The organism is Bradyrhizobium sp. LMG 9283 (assembly GCF_045571415.1).
Lineage (GTDB): Bacteria > Pseudomonadota > Alphaproteobacteria > Rhizobiales > Xanthobacteraceae > Bradyrhizobium.
In genome coordinates this window covers 8,042,611-8,060,586 of record NZ_CP120691.1, presented here as the reverse complement: position 1 = coordinate 8,060,586, position 17,976 = coordinate 8,042,611, and the positions used below count along the sequence as shown (strand labels likewise).

16 protein-coding genes are annotated in these 17,976 nt (G+C 64.4%); 12 read left to right on the top strand and 4 right to left on the bottom strand.

The genetic code is table 11. From position 1 onward, the window contains the following. Positions 1-26 precede the first annotated feature (26 nt). The 3 genes from P6U29_RS37490 to cysD form a co-directional block, all read right to left on the bottom strand. Positions 27-2,192, bottom strand: a complete 2,166-nt coding sequence (locus tag P6U29_RS37490) for a malate synthase G (RefSeq protein ID WP_407115140.1) — start codon at positions 2,190-2,192, stop codon at positions 27-29. 412 nt (positions 2,193-2,604) lie between these two features. Next, positions 2,605-4,521: an adenylyl-sulfate kinase gene (gene cysC / locus P6U29_RS37485; RefSeq protein ID WP_407115139.1), complete on the bottom strand. Its 1,917-nt coding sequence runs from the start codon at positions 4,519-4,521 to the stop codon at positions 2,605-2,607. Positions 4,522-4,543: 22 nt separating this feature from the next. Further along, the gene (gene cysD / locus P6U29_RS37480; protein WP_407119541.1) at positions 4,544-5,338 is read right to left on the bottom strand and encodes a sulfate adenylyltransferase subunit CysD; all 795 of its coding nucleotides are present in this window, start codon (positions 5,336-5,338) and stop codon (positions 4,544-4,546) included. Positions 5,339-5,582: 244 nt separating this feature from the next. On the opposite strand from cysD, the gene cysG reads away from it, so the two are divergent. The 12 genes from cysG (at position 5,583) to P6U29_RS37420 (ending at position 16,904) form a co-directional block, all read left to right on the top strand. After that, entirely contained in the window at positions 5,583-7,007 is a 1,425-nt protein-coding gene (gene cysG, locus P6U29_RS37475) for a siroheme synthase CysG (protein WP_407115138.1), read from the top strand. After that, positions 7,004-7,321: a DUF2849 domain-containing protein gene (locus tag P6U29_RS37470; protein WP_407115137.1), complete on the top strand. Its 318-nt coding sequence runs from the start codon at positions 7,004-7,006 to the stop codon at positions 7,319-7,321. Before cysG ends, P6U29_RS37470 begins: the two co-directional genes overlap by 4 nt. Positions 7,322-7,331: 10 nt before the next feature. Next, positions 7,332-8,987 carry a nitrite/sulfite reductase gene (locus tag P6U29_RS37465; protein ID WP_407115136.1) on the top strand — a complete coding sequence of 552 codons (1,656 nt, stop codon included), beginning with the start codon at positions 7,332-7,334 and terminating at the stop codon, positions 8,985-8,987. Next, on the top strand, positions 8,974-9,489 hold the full coding sequence (locus P6U29_RS37460) for a DUF934 domain-containing protein (RefSeq protein WP_407115135.1): 516 nt from the start codon (positions 8,974-8,976) through the stop codon (positions 9,487-9,489). Before P6U29_RS37465 ends, P6U29_RS37460 begins: the two co-directional genes overlap by 14 nt. Beyond that, positions 9,486-10,211: a phosphoadenylyl-sulfate reductase gene (locus P6U29_RS37455; RefSeq protein WP_407115134.1), complete on the top strand. Its 726-nt coding sequence runs from the start codon at positions 9,486-9,488 to the stop codon at positions 10,209-10,211. Before P6U29_RS37460 ends, P6U29_RS37455 begins: the two co-directional genes overlap by 4 nt. 112 nt (positions 10,212-10,323) lie before the next feature. Beyond that, positions 10,324-11,325 (top strand): sulfate ABC transporter substrate-binding protein, encoded by a 1,002-nt coding sequence (locus tag P6U29_RS37450; RefSeq protein ID WP_407115133.1) that lies wholly within the window; start codon positions 10,324-10,326, stop codon positions 11,323-11,325. Between the two features lie 88 nt (positions 11,326-11,413). After that, positions 11,414-12,199, top strand: a complete 786-nt coding sequence (gene cysT / locus P6U29_RS37445) for a sulfate ABC transporter permease subunit CysT (RefSeq protein WP_063200835.1) — start codon at positions 11,414-11,416, stop codon at positions 12,197-12,199. A gap of 9 nt (positions 12,200-12,208) precedes the next feature. Next, on the top strand, positions 12,209-13,132 hold the full coding sequence (gene cysW, locus P6U29_RS37440) for a sulfate ABC transporter permease subunit CysW (protein ID WP_407115132.1): 924 nt from the start codon (positions 12,209-12,211) through the stop codon (positions 13,130-13,132). After that, the gene (locus P6U29_RS37435; RefSeq protein ID WP_407115131.1) at positions 13,122-14,156 is read left to right on the top strand and encodes a sulfate/molybdate ABC transporter ATP-binding protein; all 1,035 of its coding nucleotides are present in this window, start codon (positions 13,122-13,124) and stop codon (positions 14,154-14,156) included. The genes cysW and P6U29_RS37435 overlap by 11 nt, the downstream gene beginning before the upstream one ends. Before the next feature lie 201 nt (positions 14,157-14,357). After that, complete coding sequence (locus tag P6U29_RS37430; RefSeq protein ID WP_407115130.1) at positions 14,358-14,861, top strand: CAP domain-containing protein; 504 nt, start codon at positions 14,358-14,360, stop codon at positions 14,859-14,861. A 77-nt stretch (positions 14,862-14,938) separates the two neighbouring features. Next, positions 14,939-16,114, top strand: coding sequence for a DUF3734 domain-containing protein (locus P6U29_RS37425; RefSeq protein WP_407115129.1), 1,176 nt, complete (start codon positions 14,939-14,941; stop codon positions 16,112-16,114). Position 16,115: 1 nt separating this feature from the next. After that, entirely contained in the window at positions 16,116-16,904 is a 789-nt protein-coding gene (locus tag P6U29_RS37420) for a 3-hydroxybutyrate dehydrogenase (protein WP_407115128.1), read from the top strand. Positions 16,905-17,039: 135 nt separating this feature from the next. Here the strand turns inward: P6U29_RS37420 and P6U29_RS37415 are convergent, their stop codons facing one another. Beyond that, complete coding sequence (locus P6U29_RS37415; protein ID WP_407115127.1) at positions 17,040-17,864, bottom strand: sulfite exporter TauE/SafE family protein; 825 nt, start codon at positions 17,862-17,864, stop codon at positions 17,040-17,042. Positions 17,865-17,976 lie beyond the last annotated feature (112 nt).

The window sequence follows — 17,976 nt, the reverse complement described above, 5'->3', positions numbered from 1 at the left end:
GGGCTTTTGGCATTCAGTGAGATGGCTCAGCCTAGCGCCTTGGCCTCGCGGCGGCGCGCGGTGAGGATGTATTCGGTGTAGCCATTCGGCTGCTCGCGGCCCTTGAAGATGAGGTCGCAGGCCGCCTTGAAGGCGACGCCGTCGAAGGCGGGCGCCATCGGCTTGTAGATCGGATCGCCCGCATTCTGCTTGTCGACCACGATGGCCATGCGCTTGAGCGATTCCATCACCTGCGCCTCGGTGATCACGCCCTGGTGCAGCCAGTTGGCGAGATGCTGGCTGGAGATGCGCAAGGTGGCGCGGTCCTCCATCAGGCCGACATCGTGGATGTCGGGCACCTTGGAGCAGCCGACGCCCTGGTCGATCCAGCGCACAACGTAGCCCAAAATGCCCTGGCAGTTGTTGTCGATCTCCTGCTTGACGTCGTCGGGCGCCCAGTTCGACTTCGACACCGGAATGGTGAGGATGTCCGAGAGCTTCGCGCGCGGACCGCCCTTGGTGAGCTCCTGCTGGCGCGCGATCACGTTGACCTGGTGATAGTGCAGCGCGTGCAGCGTCGCCGCGGTCGGCGAGGGTACCCAGGCGGTGGTGGCGCCGGCCTGCGGGTGCGCGAGTTTCTGCACCAGCATGTCCGCCATCTTGTCGGGCGCGGCCCACATGCCCTTACCGATCTGAGCGTGGCCGGGCAGACCGTCGATCAGGCCCATATCGACGTTCCAGTCCTCATACGCCTTGATCCAGGCCTGCGCCTTCATCTCGTTCTTGCGGATCATCGGGCCCGCTTCCATCGAGGTGTGGATCTCGTCGCCGGTGCGGTCGAGGAAGCCGGTGTTGATGAACATGATGCGCTTGGAGGCGCGCTGGATGCAGGCCTTGAGGTTGACGGTGGTGCGCCGCTCCTCGTCCATGATGCCGACCTTGAGCGTGTTCTCGGGCAGGCCGAGCATTTTCTCGACGCGGTCGAAGATCTCGCAGGTGAGCGACACCTCGTCCGGGCCGTGCATCTTCGGCTTGACGATATAGGCAGATCCCGTGCGGCTGTTCTTGACCTTGGAGTTTCCCTTGAGGTCGTGGATCGCAAGCAGGCCCGAGACGGCGGCGTCCAGCAGGCCTTCCGGAACTTCCTCGCCATTCTCGTCTAGCACCGCGTCGGTGAACATGTGGTGACCGCAATTGCGCATCAGCAGCAGGCTGCGGCCGTGCAGCTTGAGCTCGCCCTTGCCGTCAGGCGTCTTGTAGACGCGGTCGGCATTGAGTGAACGTGTCAGCGTCTTGCCGCCCTTCTCGAAATCGGCCGACAGCGTGCCGTTCATCAGGCCGAGCGTGTTGCGGTAGACCAGCACCTTGTCATCGGCATCGACCGCGGCGACCGAATCCTCCATGTCGAGGATGGTGGAGACCGCGGCCTCCATGATCATGTCAGCGACGCCGGCCGGATCGTCCTTGCCGATCGCGCTGCTGCGATCGATTTTCACCTCGATATGCAGGCCGTTGTTGACCAGCAGCACTGCGCTCGGCGCGGCCGCATCGCCCTGGAAGCCCACGAACTGCGCGGCGTTCTTCAGCGCGGTGGCGTTGCCGCTCTTCAGCTTCACCGCGAGCTGGCCCGCGACGACGCTGTAGGCGGTGACGTCGGTGTGGCTACCGGTCGCCAGCGGCACGGCGGTATCGAGGAACGCCTTGGCCTTGGCGATCACCCTGTCGCCGCGCGCCTTGTTGTAGCCCTTGCCGCTTTCGGACGGATCGTGAGGGATCGCGTCGGTGCCGTAGAAGGCATCGTAGAGCGAGCCCCAGCGTGCATTCGCGGCGTTCAGCGCGTAGCGCGCATTGGTGAGGGGCACGACGAGCTGCGGGCCGCAGATCTTGCCGATCTCCTCGTCGACATTCGCGGTCTCGACCTTCTGCGTCGCCGGCTCCGGCACGAGATAGCCGATCTCCTTCAGGAAGGCGGTATAGGCGTCGAGGTCGAACGCCTTGCCCTTGTTGGCGCGGTGCCAATCGTCGATCTTGGCCTGCAGCGTGTCGCGGAAAGCGAGCAGTTCGCGGTTCTTCGGCCCCAGCTCCTTGATGATGGCGGCAACCCCGGCCCAGAACGCATCCGGCGCGATCCCCGTTTTCGGAGTCGCTTCCTTGGCGATGAAGTCAAACAGGACGGGAGCGATCTTCAATCCGTGGGCGTCGACGCGTTTCATGATGGGCTTTCTTGTTGGAAATGGCTGTTTTTGGCTGCTTTTGACCCGACAGCAGCAAAATGCGCCCACAGGGGACGGCTTTCGGGACCTATTAGCCCCAAAATCGGGGCGGTGAGAAGACCCCCGGGGGTTTGTCAAAATGTCAAGGAGAGGTGTGGGCGCACAGGTCTATCGCCCGAAAATGGAGCATATGCTGCCGCGATCACCAATCTATCACCGTCACCCTGAGGTGGCCGCTTCTTCAGCGGCCCTCGAAGGGCGACGGCCCGGCTGGTGGTTAGCATCGGGCCCGTACATCCTTCGAGGCGCCCCATGCGCCGCTCCGCGCCGCATGGCTCGTACCTCAGGATGACGGGACTATTGGCGTTGTCCTGGCCAGGACAACACGATGATGTAACGGGTGGTTGGCCGCTCAAATATTCGCGGCGAGGTCCACGAGTTCGTCGAACAGCACGCCGCTCGTCTTGAGCATGCGCTCGATCTCATCAGCTGCTTCGGCGACTGTCCGTGTCGAGGTGTCGATCACGAGCTCGGCCGCCTGCGGCGCCTCGTAGTCGTTGCCGATGCCGGTGAACGACGCGAGCGTGCCGGCGCGGGCCTTCTTGTAGTGGCCCTTGGGATCGCGCTCCTCGCAAACTTCGGCCGGCGTCGCGACATGGATCTCGCGGAACGCGGTGTCGGCGATGCGGCGCGCGGCGGCGCGGTCCTCGCGCGCGGGCGAGACCGCTGCGACGATCGCGATGTGGCCGTTGCGGGCGAGATGCGTCGCGACCTCGGCGAGGCGGCGGATGTTCTCGCTGCGATCGGCGGCGGAGAAGCCGAGATCGCTGTTCAGTCCGGCGCGCAGCGTGTCGCCGTCGAGCAGGATCGGCGAGCCGCCATTGGTGAAGAGACGCCGCTCCAGGGCCCGCGCCAGCGTCGACTTGCCGGAGGCAGGCAGGCCGGTGAGCCAGACCACGGCACCGTTGTGGCGATAGCGCGCGGAGCGCTCGTCGAGCCGCAGCGCCGATTCAACCGGCACGATGTCGACGGGCACGGCGCGTTGGCCGGCATCGACTGAGAGCACGAGACCGCCGCCGGCGATGCGCCCGGACACCTCGATCACGAGACGGCCGGTCCGTGGATTCTCCGTGTAGGGATCGGTGGCAATCGGATTCGAAAGCGAAATATCGATCTCGCCGACATGGTTGCGGCCGATCGCCTTGTTCTCGCTGCTCGAGAGCTCGCCGGGATCGACCGCCTTCTCGATCGCGACGACGGTGGCGCGGCTTTCCTTCGGCCCGCAGCGCACCAGCAGCTGGTCGCCCTTGGCGAGCGGCTTGTCGTGCAGCCAGAAGATCCGCGCGCGCAGACGCCGCGTCTCGCGCGGGGCCGTGCCGGCATGCGCGATGATGTCGCCGCGTTCGACGAACAGCTCGCGGTCGAGTGTGATACCAACCGAGCGGCCCGCGCCCTGCCGGCTAGTTACCGGCGTCACCGGCCAGCTCTCCACCGTCTTGATCTTAGCGATCTTGCCGGCCGGCATGATCACGATCTCGTCGCCGGCAATGAGGCTGCCGGACTCGATGCGGCCTGCCACGATACGGCGGTCGTCGAACTTGTAGATCGCCTGCACCGGCAGCCGCAGCGCCAACGCTTCCAGCGGCCGTGCTGGTTCGAGCCGGTCAAGCGCCTCGACCACGGTCGGGCCCTCGTACCAGGAGATGCGGTCGGTGCGCTCGGCGACGCCGTCGCCGTCGCGCGCGGAAATCGGGATCACCGCGGTCGGCGTCACGCCGAGGCCATTGAGATGCGCCGAAATCTCGTCGCTGATCTCCTTGAAGCGCTCGGCCGAGAAATCGACCCGGTCCATCTTGTTGACGACGACCGCAACCTGCTTCACGCCGAGCAGATGCAAGAGATAGCCGTGCCGCCTTGTCTGGTCGCGCACGCCTTCGAGCGCGTCGATGATCAGCACCGCGCCGTCGGCCTGCGACGCGCCGGTGATCATGTTGCGCAGGAATTCGGCATGGCCGGGCGCGTCGATCAGCACGATATCGCGCGAATTGGTGCGGAAGCGGATCTGCGTGGTGTCGATGGTGATGCCCTGGTCGCGCTCGGTCTGCAGCGCGTCGAGCAGGAACGACCATTCGAACGGCATGCCGCGCCGCGCGCTGACAGCTTTCAGCATCTCGAGCTTGCCCTCGGGCAGGCTGCCGGTCTCGTGCAGGAGGCGGCCGACCAGCGTCGATTTGCCGTGGTCGACATGGCCGACGATGACGATGCGTACTTGCGGACGCGTGGTGCCGTTCGGAGTTGCCGGCGAAGCCGTAGTGACGATCATGTTCATGCGACGCTCGCGTCCTTGGGAATCAGAGATAGCCGGCGACGCGAAGGCGCTCGAAAGCGTCCTCGGTCTCGTGGTCGAGCGCGCGGCCCGAGCGCTCCGGCACCTTGGTCTGTTCGAGCTCGATCAGGATCTCATCGATGCTCGACGCGGTCGAAGCGACCGGATGCGTGATGTCTTGATCGCCCAGCGAGCGATAGCGCTTGCCATCCTTGGCGAGATACAGCGGGATGATCGGGATGTTCTCGCGCTTGGTGTAGGCCCAGATGTCCGCCTCGGTCCAATGCAGGATCGGATGGATGCGTAAGTGCGCACCCTGCGGCGGCGAGGCGTTGAAGTGATCCCAGAACTCCGGCGGCTGATCGCGCACGTCCCAATTGCCCTCCAATCCACGCGGCGAGAACACGCGCTCCTTGGCGCGCGTCGCCTCCTCGTCGCGGCGGATCCCGGCGATCAGGCCGTCGAAGCCATACTTGGCGAGCGCCATTTTGAGGCCCTCGGTCTTGCGCGCGGCGGAACGCGCGGCCGGCGGCAGCGTCGGGTCGACGGCATCGATCGGCGGGCAGGGCTCGACACGCAAGTCGAGATCCCACTCTTTGCCGTAATGATCGCGGAAGCGATACATCTCCGGAAATTTCTTGCCGGTGTCGACGTGCAGAGCCGGAAACGGCATGCGGCCGAAGAACGCCTTGCGTGCCAGCCAGATCATGACGTTCGAGTCCTTGCCGAGCGACCACAGCAGGGCAATCTTCTTCAGCCGGGCAAAGGCCTCGCGGAAGATGTAGATACTCTGCGCCTCGAGCTGATCGAGATGGTCCATGCTTGGAGCAAGCTCGGCAGAAAATTCTTGCGCGCGCACGCGCTCCGCGAGCGCCGGATTGCTCAGTCGATCAGCAGCGGAATCGTCCTTGAGAAGATGCATCTCTGCCACTTTGCGTTTGGAGGCGAAAATTCTATAGTTGCAGTGCAGAAGAGAAGAAAAAATTTTCTCTTTGCGCGCTCGAAACGAGACATATATAGAAAATAATTCCAGTCAACCCCGTTTGTGGGGAAGCGAGTATCGCATGCGGTTCTTGCCGGTGTTTCTCGATCTGAAGGCCGGTCCGGTGGTCCTCATCGGCGCGGGTGAGCTTTTGCGCGCCAAGCTGCGCGTGCTCGCCGCTGCCGGCGCGCGCATCCGCGTGCACGCGATCGACGGCAATCATGATCTTGGCTTGAGCGCCGAGAGCACGGCGCGCATCGAAATCGTGTCGGCAGATCCGCTCAGCGCCGATCTCTCAGGCGTCATCGCCGTCGTCTGCGCCGGCGCGGGCGATGTTGGCGTTGCGATGTCGGTTCGCGCCAAGGCGCTCGGCCTGCCCGTCAACGTCATGGATGATCTCGAGCACTCCAGCTTCATCTTCCCGGCCATCGTCGACCGCGGCGACGTCGTGGTCGCAGTCGGCACCGGCGGCACCTCGCCGGTGGTGGCGCGGCGCGTGCGCGAGAAGATCGAGGCGCTGCTGCCGGCGCGCATCGGCGAGCTCGCCGAGTTCATTGGCACCTTCCGCAAGTCCATCAACGAACGCATTGCCGAGTTTCCGCTGCGCCGCCGCTTTTGGGAGCGCGTGATCGATGGCCCGATCGGCGCCGCCGTGCTCGCCGGCCGCAAGGGTGAAGCGGACGCATCGCTCAAGGCCATCACTGATCCCTCCGAATTCGCGCGCGCCGACAAGCCTGAAGGCTCGGTGGCGCTTGTCGGCGCCGGTCCCGGCGACCCTGACCTTCTCACCATCAAGGCACTGCGCGCACTTCAGGACGCCGATATCGTCTTCCACGATGAGCTGGTCTCGCCCGAGATTCTCGACCGCATTCGCCGCGACACCACGCGCGTTGCGGTCGGCCGCCGCGTCGGCAAGCCCGGCATCGGTCAGGACGCCATCAACAAGCGCATGATCGAGGCCGCGCAATCAGGCCAGCGTGTGGTGCGGCTTAAGGGCGGCGATCCCTTCGTGTTCGGCCGCGGCGGCGAAGAGGTCGAAGCGTTGCGCGCCGCCGGCGTCGCCTATTCGATCATTCCTGGTATCACCGCAGGGCTCGGCGGCGCCGCCGATTTCGAGGTGCCGCTCACCTATCGCCATGAGGCGACGCGCATCACATTCCTCACCGCGCACAAGGCGCGCGATGCCGAAGCTGTGGACTGGTCGACGCTGACCGACACCAAGATGACCGTCGTGGTCTACATGGGCATGACCGCAGCGCCGGCCGTGCGCGCGGGCCTGTTCGCATCCGGCCGCTCGCCGGAGACGCCGGTCGGCGTGTTCGCTCGTGTCACGCGGCCGGATGCGCAAAGCGCGATCGGTACGCTGCGCGACCTGCCCGAGCTCGTGCGGCGGATTCATGGCGGTCCCGCCATTCTCATCATCGGCGACGTGGTCCGGCATGCCGGCTCGCTTCGCCGCCAAACCTCAAAGCAAATCATCTCTGACCTCTTGGATGCAGCCGAATGACCTCTCCGCTTGAACAGAAGAAGATCAAGATCGCCGGCCCCTCGATCGTGACCGCCAACCGCACCTGGGACGGCATCGTGGTCTATCGCACCGCTGCCAAGGGCTGGTCCGCGGACCTGTCGGAAGCCGCGATCGTGCGCAACTCCGACGAGGCCAAGGCGTTGCTTGCGGAAGCGGTGGCCGATGACGTCGGTGCTATCGGTCCCTATATCGCGCCCGTGCAGGTCGGCGAGGACGGCAAGATCCTGCCGGGCAATCTGCGCGAACAGATCCGCCGCACCGGCGTCACGATCGGGCAGCCGGCCCAGGTTTAAGGCATTCTCTATGTACGCTTACGACGAAATCGACCGCACGCTCGTCAACGAGCGCGTCTCGGAGTTCCGCGACCAGGTGAAGCGCCGCCTCTCCGGCGAGCTCACCGAGGACGAGTTCAAGATCCTGCGCCTGCAGAACGGCGTCTATCTGCAACTCCACGCCTACATGTTCCGCGTCGCGATTCCCTACGGCACGCTGGCGACAAACCAGCTGCGGGCGCTCGCGCATGTCGCGCGCACATACGATCGCGGCTACGGCCATTTCACCACGCGGCAGAATATCCAGTTCAACTGGATCAAGCTCGCCGAATTGCCGGACGCGCTGGCCGATCTCGCCAAGGTCGGCATCCATGCGATGCAGACCTCCGGCAACAACATGCGCAACGTCACCTCGGACCAGTGGGCCGGCGTCGCGCCGGGCGAGATCGAGGATCCCCGCATCTGGTCGGAGCTGATCCGCCAGCACACCACGTTGCACCCGGAATTCTCGTTCCTGCCGCGCAAGTTCAAGATCGCGATCACCGCCTCGGACCACGATCGCGCCGCGATCAAGATCCACGACATCGGCCTTCGCCTGATCAAGAACGAGAAGGGCGAGACCGGTTTCGAGGTTCTGGTCGGCGGCGGGCTCGGCCGCACGCCTTTCATCGCCAAGACCATCAAGCACTTCGTGCACGGCCGGGACATCCTCAGCTACATCGAGGCTATCTTACGCGTCTACAACCAGTACGGCCGCCGCGACAACATTTACAAGGCGCGCATCAAGATCCTGGTGCATGAGCTCGGCATCGAGAAGTTCTCGCGCGAGGTCGAGGACGAGTGGCAGCACATCCGCAACTCCTCGCTCCAGATCGACGACGAGGTGATCGAGGATATCCGCTCGCGCTTCACCTATCCGGCCTACGAGAAGCTGCCGCACATGCCGGACGAGCTGCGCCAGGCCGCAGCCGACCCTAACTTCGAGGCGTGGCGCAAGAACTCGGTGGCTCCGCACAAGGTGCAGGGCTATTCGATCGTCACGATCTCGCTGAAGCCGACCGGCGGGCCTCCGGGCGATGCCACGGCCGAGCAGATGGATGCGCTCGCCGATCTCGCCGACAGATATTCGTTCGGCGAGATCCGCGTCGGCCACGAGCAGAACCTCGCGCTGCCGCACGTCGCCAAGCGCGATTTGCCGGCGCTGTGGAAGGCGCTCGACAAGCTCGGGCTTGCGACGCCCAACGTCAACCTGATCACCGACATCATCGCCTGCCCGGGGCTCGACTATTGCTCGCTGGCGAATGCGCGCTCGATCCCGATCGCGCAGGAGCTGACACGGCGCTTTGCCAACCATGAGCTCGCCAACCTGATCGGCCGCCTCCACATCAACATTTCCGGCTGCATCAATGCCTGCGGCCATCACCATGTCGGCCATATCGGCATTCTCGGCGTCGAGAAGAACGGCGAGGAGGTCTACCAGATCACCATCGGCGGCCGCGCCGACGAGAACGCCGCGCTCGGCACCCTGATCGGTCCCGGCGTCAAGTTCGACGAGGTCGCCGACGTCGTCGAGGACATCGTGGAAGCCTATCTGGCGCTGCGCGAGCGGCCCGAAGAATTGTTCATGGATACGGTAAAGCGCCTCGGCGTCGAACCCTTCAAGGAGCGCGTCTATGCCACTCGTTAACGGCGGAAAGATCGTCGACGACAGCTTCGTCAAGCTGGCCGTCGACACACCGCTGCCCGAGGGCGGCGACATACTGGTGCCGGCCGAGCGCTTTCTCGGCGAGGCCGACGCGCTGCTCAAGCGTTCGGGCAAGGTTGGCGTGATCTGGCCGAACAATCGCGATATCGCCGAGCTCGTGCCGTATCTCGGCAAGGTCGCCGCCGTCGCGCTGGTGTTCCCGACCTTCCGCGACGGACGCGCCTACAGCCAGGCGCGGCTGCTGCGCGAACGCTATAACTATCGCGGCGAGTTGCGTGCGACCGGCCAGGTGCTGCGCGACCAGTTCGTGTTCATGCTGCGTGCCGGCTTCGATGCCTTCGAGGTCAAGAAGCAGGCCGACGCGGAAGCGTTCATGCAGACGGCGAAGCGCTATTCGGTGTTCTACCAGCCGACCGGCGACGGCCGCATCACGGCGCTGCACCGTCGCATGCAGTTGCGTCACTCCGAAGGTGTCGGCACGTGAACGTGATCGCGCCCCAGCTCTCCTCCGTGTCCGCGTTTCCTTCGGCGGAAGAGCTCGATCGCGCCTTGCGCGACGCTTCGCCCGCGGAGATCATCGCCGCGGCGCTGAAGACGGTCGGGCGCGAGAAGCTCGCGCTCGTGTCCTCCTTCGGCACGGAATCGGCGACGTTGCTGAAGGTGATGGCGGATGTCGATCCTGCGATTCCGGTGATCTTTCTCGACACCGGTTGGTTGTTCGAGGAGACGCTGGCCTATCGCGATACACTGATTGCGACGCTGGGCCTGAAGGACGTCCGCTCGATCAAGCCTGCCGAGGAGACGCTGTCGCGCGAAGACCCCGATCGCGACCTCTGGTTCTCCGACCCCGACGCCTGCTGCCGCATCCGTAAGGTCGAGCCGCTGGCGCGCGCGCTGAAACCGTTCGATGCCTGGCTCAACGGCCGCAAGCGGTTCCAGGGCAATGCGCGCGCCGACATTCCGGTCGTCGAGGACGATGGCGCGCGGTTGAAGTTCAATCCCTTTGCCAATGTCTCGCACGAGGAGATCGAGGCGATCTTCACCCGCGCCAAATTGCCGCGTCATCCATTGGCCGCCTCCGGTTTCCTGTCGGTCGGGTGTATGCCTTGTACCAGCAGAACGGCTGAAGGCGAGGATGCACGCGCCGGTCGCTGGCGCGGCCGCGCCAAGACGGAATGCGGCATCCACACGATGAAGATTTCGTAGCACAGTCACGCTGCCACGCTGCGAACAAGAAAATTCGGTTCCGTTGACTTAAGAGCGTTTCGCCACGAGTTTCGCCTGCACGTCTTCGCTGACACCGACGTCGGCGAAGTGAATGGAGATGGACATGATGCGCCGTATCGTTCCGCTCGCTGCAGGACTCCTCTGGGCAAGCTCGGCTCTCGCCGCCGATATCAATTTGTTGAACGTGTCATACGATCCGACACGCGAGCTCTATGTCGAGTTCAACAGGGCGTTCGCGAACGCCTATCGGAAGGAAACCGGCAAGAGCGTCGAGATCAAGCAGTCGCATGGCGGCAGCGGGTCGCAGGCGCGCGCGGTGATCGACGGGTTGCAGGCTGACGTGGTGACGCTCGCACTCGCCTATGACATCGACGCGATCGCCGGCAAGGGCCTCACCGCTGCCGACTGGCAGAAGCGGCTGCCGCAGAATTCATCACCCTACACCTCGACCATCGTGTTCCTGGTCCGCAAGGGCAATCCCAAGGGCATCAAGGACTGGGACGACCTGCTCAAGCCGGGCGTCGCCGTGATCACGCCGAACCCGAAGACATCAGGCGGCGCGCGCTGGAATTATCTTGCAGCCTGGGGCTTTGCCCAGAAGAAGTACGGCTCGGCCGACAAGGCCAAGGAGTTCATCGGAAAGCTCTACCAGCAGGTTCCGGTACTCGATACGGGCGCGCGCGGCGCCACCGTGACCTTTGTCGAGCGCGGCGTCGGCGACGTGCTGCTCGCCTGGGAGAACGAGGCGTACCTCGCGCTGAAAGAGTTCGGCGCAAACAAGTTCGAGATCGTGGCGCCGCCGCAATCGATCCTGGCCGAGCCGCCGGTCGCGATCGTCGACAAGGTTGCCGATAAGAAAGGCACCCGCAACGCTGCCGACGCCTACCTCCAATATTGGTACAAGAAGGAAGGTCAGGAGATCGCCGCGCGCAACTTCTACCGTCCGCGCGATGCCGAAATCGCCAAGAAGTACGAAAACGCCTTCGCCAAGGTCGAACTGTTCACGATCGACGACGTTTTCGGCGGTTGGACCAAGGCGCAGAAGGAACATTTCGCCGACGGCGGCGTCTTCGATCAGATCTACAAGAACTGATCGGGCGCTGTCGTAGGGGCTTTCAGCAGGGGGCCGGGTGAGCGCAATTGCTGCACGACGTCGGACGTTGCCGGGCTTCGGTCTCACCATGGGACTGACGCTTTCCTGGCTGTCCGTCATCATCCTGATTCCGCTCGCCGGCCTGTTCCTGAAATCGCTCGAGCTCAGTCCCGAGCAGTTCTGGAACATCCTTTCCAGTCGCCGCACCCTGAACGCGCTCCGCGTGTCGTTCGGGCTCGCTTTCGCGGCGGCCTGCGTCAATCTGGTGATGGGCAGCATCATCGTCTGGGCACTGGTGCGCTACCGCTTTCCCGGCCGGCGCATCTTCGATGCCATCGTCGACGTGCCCTTCGCGCTGCCCACGGCGGTCGCCGGCGTCGCGCTGACCGCGCTGTTCGCCGAGAAGGGCTGGCTGGGCGCGCCGCTCGCAGCACTCGGCATCAAGGTGGCGTTCACCCCGGTCGGCATCTTCGTCGCCATGATTTTCATCGGCATTCCCTTCGTGGTGCGCACGGTGCAGCCGGTGCTCCAGGATCTCGATCCCGAGATCGAGGAGGCCGCGGGCAGTCTCGGCGCCAGCCGCTGGCAGACCATCATCCGCGTGATCCTGCCGTCGCTCGCACCGGCGCTGCTCACGGGCCTCGCGCTCGCCTTCGCCCGCGCGGTCGGCGAATATGGCTCTGTGATCTTCATCGCCGGCAATCTGCCCAACGTCTCCGAGATCGCGCCGCTCCTGATCGTGATCCGGCTCTCCGAATTCCGCTATGCCGATGCAACCGCCATCGCGGTTGTCATGCTCGTCGTCTCCTTCGTCATCATCTTCGCCGTCAACCGGCTCCAGCGCTGGGCGCAGAGCCGGATTCCGGCACGCTGAGGGCAGATCATGACGATGCAGATCGCAGATTCCGTGTCGCTCTCGGCCTCCGACGCCAAGGCACGTGCAAAGGCGCGCGCGCATGCGGCGGCAGCGCGCGACAACCTCCGCACCGAGCCGCGCGCGGTGCGCATCGCCATCATCACGCTGGCGATCATGTTCCTCACCGTCTTCGTCGTGCTACCGCTCGTTGTCGTGTTCGCGCAGGCGTTCTCGCGCGGCATCCTCGCCTATTTCGCCGCGCTGGCGGAGCCGGAGGCGATGGCGGCGATCAAGCTGACGTTGATTGTCGCGGCGATTTCGGTCGGCCTCAATCTGGTGTTCGGCCTCCTCGCCGCCTGGGCCATCGCCAAGTTCGACTTCAAGGGCAAGACCTTCCTGATCACGCTGATCGACCTGCCGTTCTCGGTCAGTCCGGTGATCTCGGGCCTCGTCTTCGTGCTGCTGTTCGGCGCGCAAGGCTATTTCGGCACCTGGCTACGGGATCACGACATTCAGATCCTGTTTGCCGTGCCAGGCATCGCGCTCGCCACCACCTTCGTGACCTTCCCGTTCGTGGCACGCGCGCTGATCCCGCTCATGCAGGAGCAGGGCACGCAGGAGGAGGAGGCCGCGATCTCCCTCGGCGCCTCCGGCCTGCAAACCTTCTTCCGCGTCACCCTGCCCAACATCAAATGGGGCGTGCTCTACGGCGTCCTGCTCTGCAACGCTCGAGCGATGGGCGAGTTCGGCGCGGTCTCCGTCGTCTCCGGCCACATCCGGGGCGAGACCAACACCATGCCGCTGCTGGTCGAGATTCTCTACAACGAGTACCAGTTCGTCGCCGCCTTCGCGATCGCCTCGCTGCTGGCGATGCTGGCGCTGATCACGCTGATCGCAAAAACCGTTCTCGAACGTCATCTCGACGAAGGAGAAGACGCCAGTGACCATTGAAGTCAGGAATCTCGTCAAGAAGTTCGGCAGTTTTGCCGCCCTCGACGGCGTCGACCTCAAGGTCGATAACGGCGAATTGCTGGCGCTGCTCGGTCCCTCCGGCTCCGGCAAGACCACCTTGCTGCGGATCATTGCCGGTCTCGACTGGCCTGATTCGGGCGAAGTCTCCTTCAACGGTGAGGACGCGCTGGCGCAGGGCGCGCGCGAGCGTCACGTCGGCTTCGTGTTCCAGCACTACGCGCTGTTCCGGCACATGACCGTGTTCGAGAACGTAGCCTTCGGCCTGCGCGTGCAGCCGCGCGCAGTCCGGAAGGATGAAGCGACCATCCGTGCGCGCGTAAAAGAGCTGCTCGACCTGGTGCAGCTCGACTGGCTTTCCGACCGCTATCCGAGCCAGCTCTCCGGCGGCCAGCGCCAGCGCATCGCGCTTGCCCGCGCGCTCGCGATCGAGCCGCGCATTCTCCTGCTCGACGAGCCCTTCGGTGCGCTGGATGCCAAGGTGCGGAAAGAGCTGCGCAAATGGCTGCGCTCGCTGCATCACGAGATCAACGTCACCTCCATCTTCGTCACCCACGACCAGGAGGAGGCGCTGGAAGTCGCCAACCGCGTCGTGGTGATGGACAAGGGCAGGATCGAGCAGATCGGCTCGCCCGATGAGGTCTACGACAACCCGGCGACCGCCTTCGTGCACGGTTTCATCGGCGAGTCCATCGTGCTGCCGGTCGATGTCGCTAATGGTGCGGTTCGGCTCGGTGACCGGCCGCTCGATCTCGCCGTCGGCGGGCTTGCGCCTGGCGCGTCACGACTGTTCGTGCGGCGACATGATATGCTGGTAGGGCCGCCCGGCACCGGCGCCTTCGAGGGCGCTGTGCAGCACGTCCGCAATTTCGGTCCCGTGCAGCGCGCCGAGGTCGCTCTGTCAGGCGGCGAAACCATCGAGATCGACGCCCCCCGCGACCGGGAACTGCGTGCCGGCGACACCATCGGCCTCGAGCCCCGCCGCTACCGGATATTTGCGGGCTAGAAATCCCCTTGTCATTTCGGGGCGATGCCGAGCATCGAACCCGTAATCCCGAGATGTCGCGCGAGATTCTCAGGTGCGCCATTGCGCACCAGAGTTCGCGCTGACGCGCGCCTCGGAATGACGGCTCAAATTTTCCGCAAAATTCACCTTTCAGCCACGGTTGGTATGCAACAACGGCCCCTCATTTGGGGGCCTCTAAACATGCGCGCTGCGGCCGCAATTCTTGTCACTTTGCTGCTCGCCGGCTGTGCCGGCAACGAAGCACCGGTCCAGCAGCCGTCGATGTATGCCGACATGGCGGTCCCGGGCTCCAAGCTCGATGCGCAGGCCGCCGCGGTGATGATCTCGCAATATCGCCAGAACAACGGGCTCGGCACCGTCATTGTCGACCCCGACCTGATGCTGCTCGCCGAATCCCAGTCTGGCGCCATGGCGGCCGCCAACAAGATGGACCACGACGTTCGCGCGCCGCTGGCCAAGCGGCTGGCCACCGGCGGCTATCCCGCGACCGTGGCGGTCGAGAACATCTCGGCCGGCTATCATACGCTGGCGGAAGCGTTTTCCGGCTGGCGCGACTCGCCTCCTCACCGCGCCAACATGCTCAAGGGCGGTGTCACAAAATTGGGCATCGCGGCGAGCTATGCTCCCGGCACCAAATACAAGGTGTTCTGGACCATGATCCTGGCCTCGACGGAGCCCCGATAAGCCAGACTTGATCCGGGATGCATTGACGCCGCGGCGGAGTGTCGCCACGGTGTCGCGCCATTTGCTATTGTTTCCTTATGACCGATCATAGTCCGGAATCCGCCAGCGTCCCCGCCAATGCGCAACGCGTCCTGGTCCTCCAGGGCGGCGGCGCGCTCGGCTCCTATCAGGCCGGCGCCTATCAGGCGCTGTGCGGCTACGGCTTCGAGCCGGAATGGATCGCCGGCATCTCGATCGGCGCGGTCAACGCCGCCATCATCGCCGGGAACGAGGGCCACACCCGCGTCAAGCGGCTGAAGGAATTCTGGGAAATGGTCTCCGCGCCGGTGCCGTGGAAGCCTGTCGGCAAGAGCGACCACAGCCGCGAGCTGTTCAATTCGACCAGCGCCGCGCTGATTGCGACGTTCGGTGTGCCCGGCTTCTTCACGCCGCGCATTCCACCGGCGCCGCTCTGGCCACCGGGGCATCCCGAGGCGGAGAGCTATTACGACACCTCGCCGCTCAAGAAGACGCTGGAGCGTCTCGTCGATTTCGATCGCATCAATGATCTGAAGACGCGGCTGTCGGTCGGCGCGGTCGGCGTCACCTCGGGCAACTTCAAATATTTCGACAATTACGAGTTCAAGAAGCTCGGCAAGAAGATCGGCCCCGAGCACATCATGGCCTCCGGCGCGCTGCCGCCCGGCTTTCCCTCCGTCGTTATCGACGGCGAGCATTATTGGGACGGCGGCATCGCCTCCAACACCCCGCTCGACTACGTGCTTGATGCCGAGGTCGAACGCGACATGCTGATCTTCCAGGTCGACTTGTTTTCCGCGCGCGGCGACCTGCCGAATTCGCTGCTTGAGGCCGCCGAGCGCGAGAAGGACATCCGCTATTCCAGCCGCACGCGGATGAACACCGACAAGAACAAGAAGCTGCACAATGCGCGCAGGGCCGTGCGCGACCTGATCGGCAAATTGCCGGACTATCTCAAGAACGATCCTTCCGTCGAATTCCTGGCGAAAGTGTCGCGCGAAAGCACCGTCACCGTGGTGCATCTGATCTACCGCAGCAAGAACTACGAATCCTCGTCCAAGGATTACGATTTCTCGCACGTTGCCATGGTCGAGCATTGGGAAGCCGGCGTCCGCGACGTCCATCTGTCGATGCGTCACAAGGATTGGCTCGAGCGGCCACAGTCCGGCGAGACCATGGTGACCTACGATCTCACGGGGGACGTCACCGCACCCTCGGCAAAAAGGAGCGAATGAAATGGGTAGTCTGTCAGGCAAGAACGCCGTCGTGACCGGGTCGACCAGCGGCATCGGGCTCGCTTACGCGCGCGCCTTCGCCGCCGCCGGAGCCAACGTCGTCATCAACGGCTTCGGCTCGCCCGAGGACATCGAGAAGGAACGCGCCAAGATCGAATCCGATTTCGGCGTCAAGGCCGTCTACTCGCCCGCCGACATGACCAAGCCGGCCGAAATCGCCGGGATGATCGCGCTCGGCGAGAAGACCTTCGGCTCGGTCGACATCCTCGTCAACAATGCCGGCATCCAGTTCGTCTCGCCGATCGAGGAATTCCCGCTGGAGAAGTGGGACCAGATCATCGCTATCAACCTGTCCTCGGCCTTCCATGCCATCCGCGCCGCCGTTCCCGGCATGAAGAAGAAGGGCTGGGGCCGCATCATCAACACGGCGTCGGCACATTCGCTGGTCGCCTCGCCTTTCAAGTCGGCCTATGTCTCAGCCAAGCACGGCATCGCCGGTCTCACCAAGACCGTGGCGCTGGAGGTCGCGACCCACAAGATCACCTGCAACTGCATCAGCCCAGGCTATGTCTGGACGCCGCTCGTCGAGAAGCAGATCCCCGACACCATGAAGGCGCGCAATCTGACACGCGAGCAGGTCATCAACGACGTGCTGCTCGATGCCCAGCCGACCAAGGAGTTCGTCACCTCCGAGCAGGTGGCCGCCCTCGCTCTGTTCCTGTGCAGCGACGCCGCCGCGCAGATCACCGGCTCCAATCTCTCGATCGACGGCGGCTGGACGGCGGAGTAAGGTCTCGATGCCGTAGGGTGGGCAAAGGCGCGCAAGCGCCGTGCCCACCATTTTTCCGCAATTGCTGGCTGAAATGGTGGGCACGCTTGCGCTTTGCCCACCCTACGAGAGCGAGAACGAGGCGGCAGTTGCCGCTCAATGGCTCCGCGCCAGCGCCGTGACGATCGCCGACGACAAATTCAACTCCGCGAACATGATCTTGCCGGCGACCACGAACAACACGCAGGCAAGCGTCAGGCGCAGCACGGTCTCGGGCACGCGCGTTGCGCTATAGCTGCCGACGATGATGCCGGGCAGCGAGCCCAGCAGCAGCACGCCCATCAGACCCCAGTCGACGTCGCCGAGCGCCCAGTGCCCGATGCCGGCAACCAGCGTCAGCGGCACGGCATGGGCGATGTCCGAACCGACGATGGTCGCCATCGGCAGGCGCGGATAGAGCAGCAGCAAGACGGTGACGCCGACCGCGCCGGCGCCGACAGAGGAGATCGAGACCAGCACGCCGAGCACGATGCCGGTGATGACGGTCGCAATCGCAGTGGTGCGCTCGTCGACCTGCTCGAGGCGCTTTCGATAACGCTCCATGATGGCTTTGCGGAAGATCAGCGACGTCGCGGTCAGCAGCAGCGCGAAGCACAGCACAAGATTGACGAGGCTGCGCTCGGCATCGCTCTTGAGGTCGAGCTTCCACAACACCAGCAGCGTCAGCGCGCTTGCTGGAATGCTGCCGCAGGCGAGCCGCAGCACCGCCGGCCAGTGCACGCTGCGCGACCAGCCGTGTACGATGCTGCCGCCGGTCTTGGTCGCGGCGGCATAGAGCAGGTCGGTTCCGACCGCGGTAGAAGGATGGACGCCGAACAGCAGGATCAGCAGCGGTGTCATCAACGAGCCGCCGCCTACGCCGGTCATGCCTACGAGCAGGCCGACACCAAATCCAGAGGCGACGTAGAGTGGATCGATCATGGTCAGGGGAATCTTAGGTTTATCTCGTCGGTCGGGCAATATGACGTAGAATAGACTTTCCCCGAGGCGCAACTACTTGGACGGAATAAGAAAAATCGTGCTGCGGGTTGGG

Bases quoted from the DNA above. Each gene is read 5' to 3' on its own strand.
- P6U29_RS37425 (WP_407115129.1), top strand. From the start codon at position 14,939: ATGACCGATCATAGTCCGGAATCCGCCAGCGTCCCCGCCAATGCGCAA.
- cysT (WP_063200835.1), top strand. From the start codon at position 11,414: ATGGGACTGACGCTTTCCTGGCTGTCCGTCATCATCCTGATTCCGCTC.
- P6U29_RS37430 (WP_407115130.1), top strand. From the start codon at position 14,358: ATGCGCGCTGCGGCCGCAATTCTTGTCACTTTGCTGCTCGCCGGCTGT.
- P6U29_RS37450 (WP_407115133.1), top strand. From the start codon at position 10,324: ATGGAGATGGACATGATGCGCCGTATCGTTCCGCTCGCTGCAGGACTC.
- P6U29_RS37460 (WP_407115135.1), top strand. From the start codon at position 8,974: ATGCCACTCGTTAACGGCGGAAAGATCGTCGACGACAGCTTCGTCAAG.
- P6U29_RS37470 (WP_407115137.1), top strand. From the start codon at position 7,004: ATGACCTCTCCGCTTGAACAGAAGAAGATCAAGATCGCCGGCCCCTCG.
- P6U29_RS37465 (WP_407115136.1), top strand. From the start codon at position 7,332: ATGTACGCTTACGACGAAATCGACCGCACGCTCGTCAACGAGCGCGTC.
- cysD (WP_407119541.1), bottom strand. From the start codon at position 5,338: ATGGACCATCTCGATCAGCTCGAGGCGCAGAGTATCTACATCTTCCGC.
- cysC (WP_407115139.1), bottom strand. From the start codon at position 4,521: ATGAACATGATCGTCACTACGGCTTCGCCGGCAACTCCGAACGGCACC.
- cysW (WP_407115132.1), top strand. From the start codon at position 12,209: ATGACGATGCAGATCGCAGATTCCGTGTCGCTCTCGGCCTCCGACGCC.
- cysG (WP_407115138.1), top strand. From the start codon at position 5,583: ATGCGGTTCTTGCCGGTGTTTCTCGATCTGAAGGCCGGTCCGGTGGTC.
- P6U29_RS37420 (WP_407115128.1), top strand. From the start codon at position 16,116: ATGGGTAGTCTGTCAGGCAAGAACGCCGTCGTGACCGGGTCGACCAGC.
- P6U29_RS37415 (WP_407115127.1), bottom strand. From the start codon at position 17,864: ATGATCGATCCACTCTACGTCGCCTCTGGATTTGGTGTCGGCCTGCTC.
- P6U29_RS37490 (WP_407115140.1), bottom strand. From the start codon at position 2,192: ATGAAACGCGTCGACGCCCACGGATTGAAGATCGCTCCCGTCCTGTTT.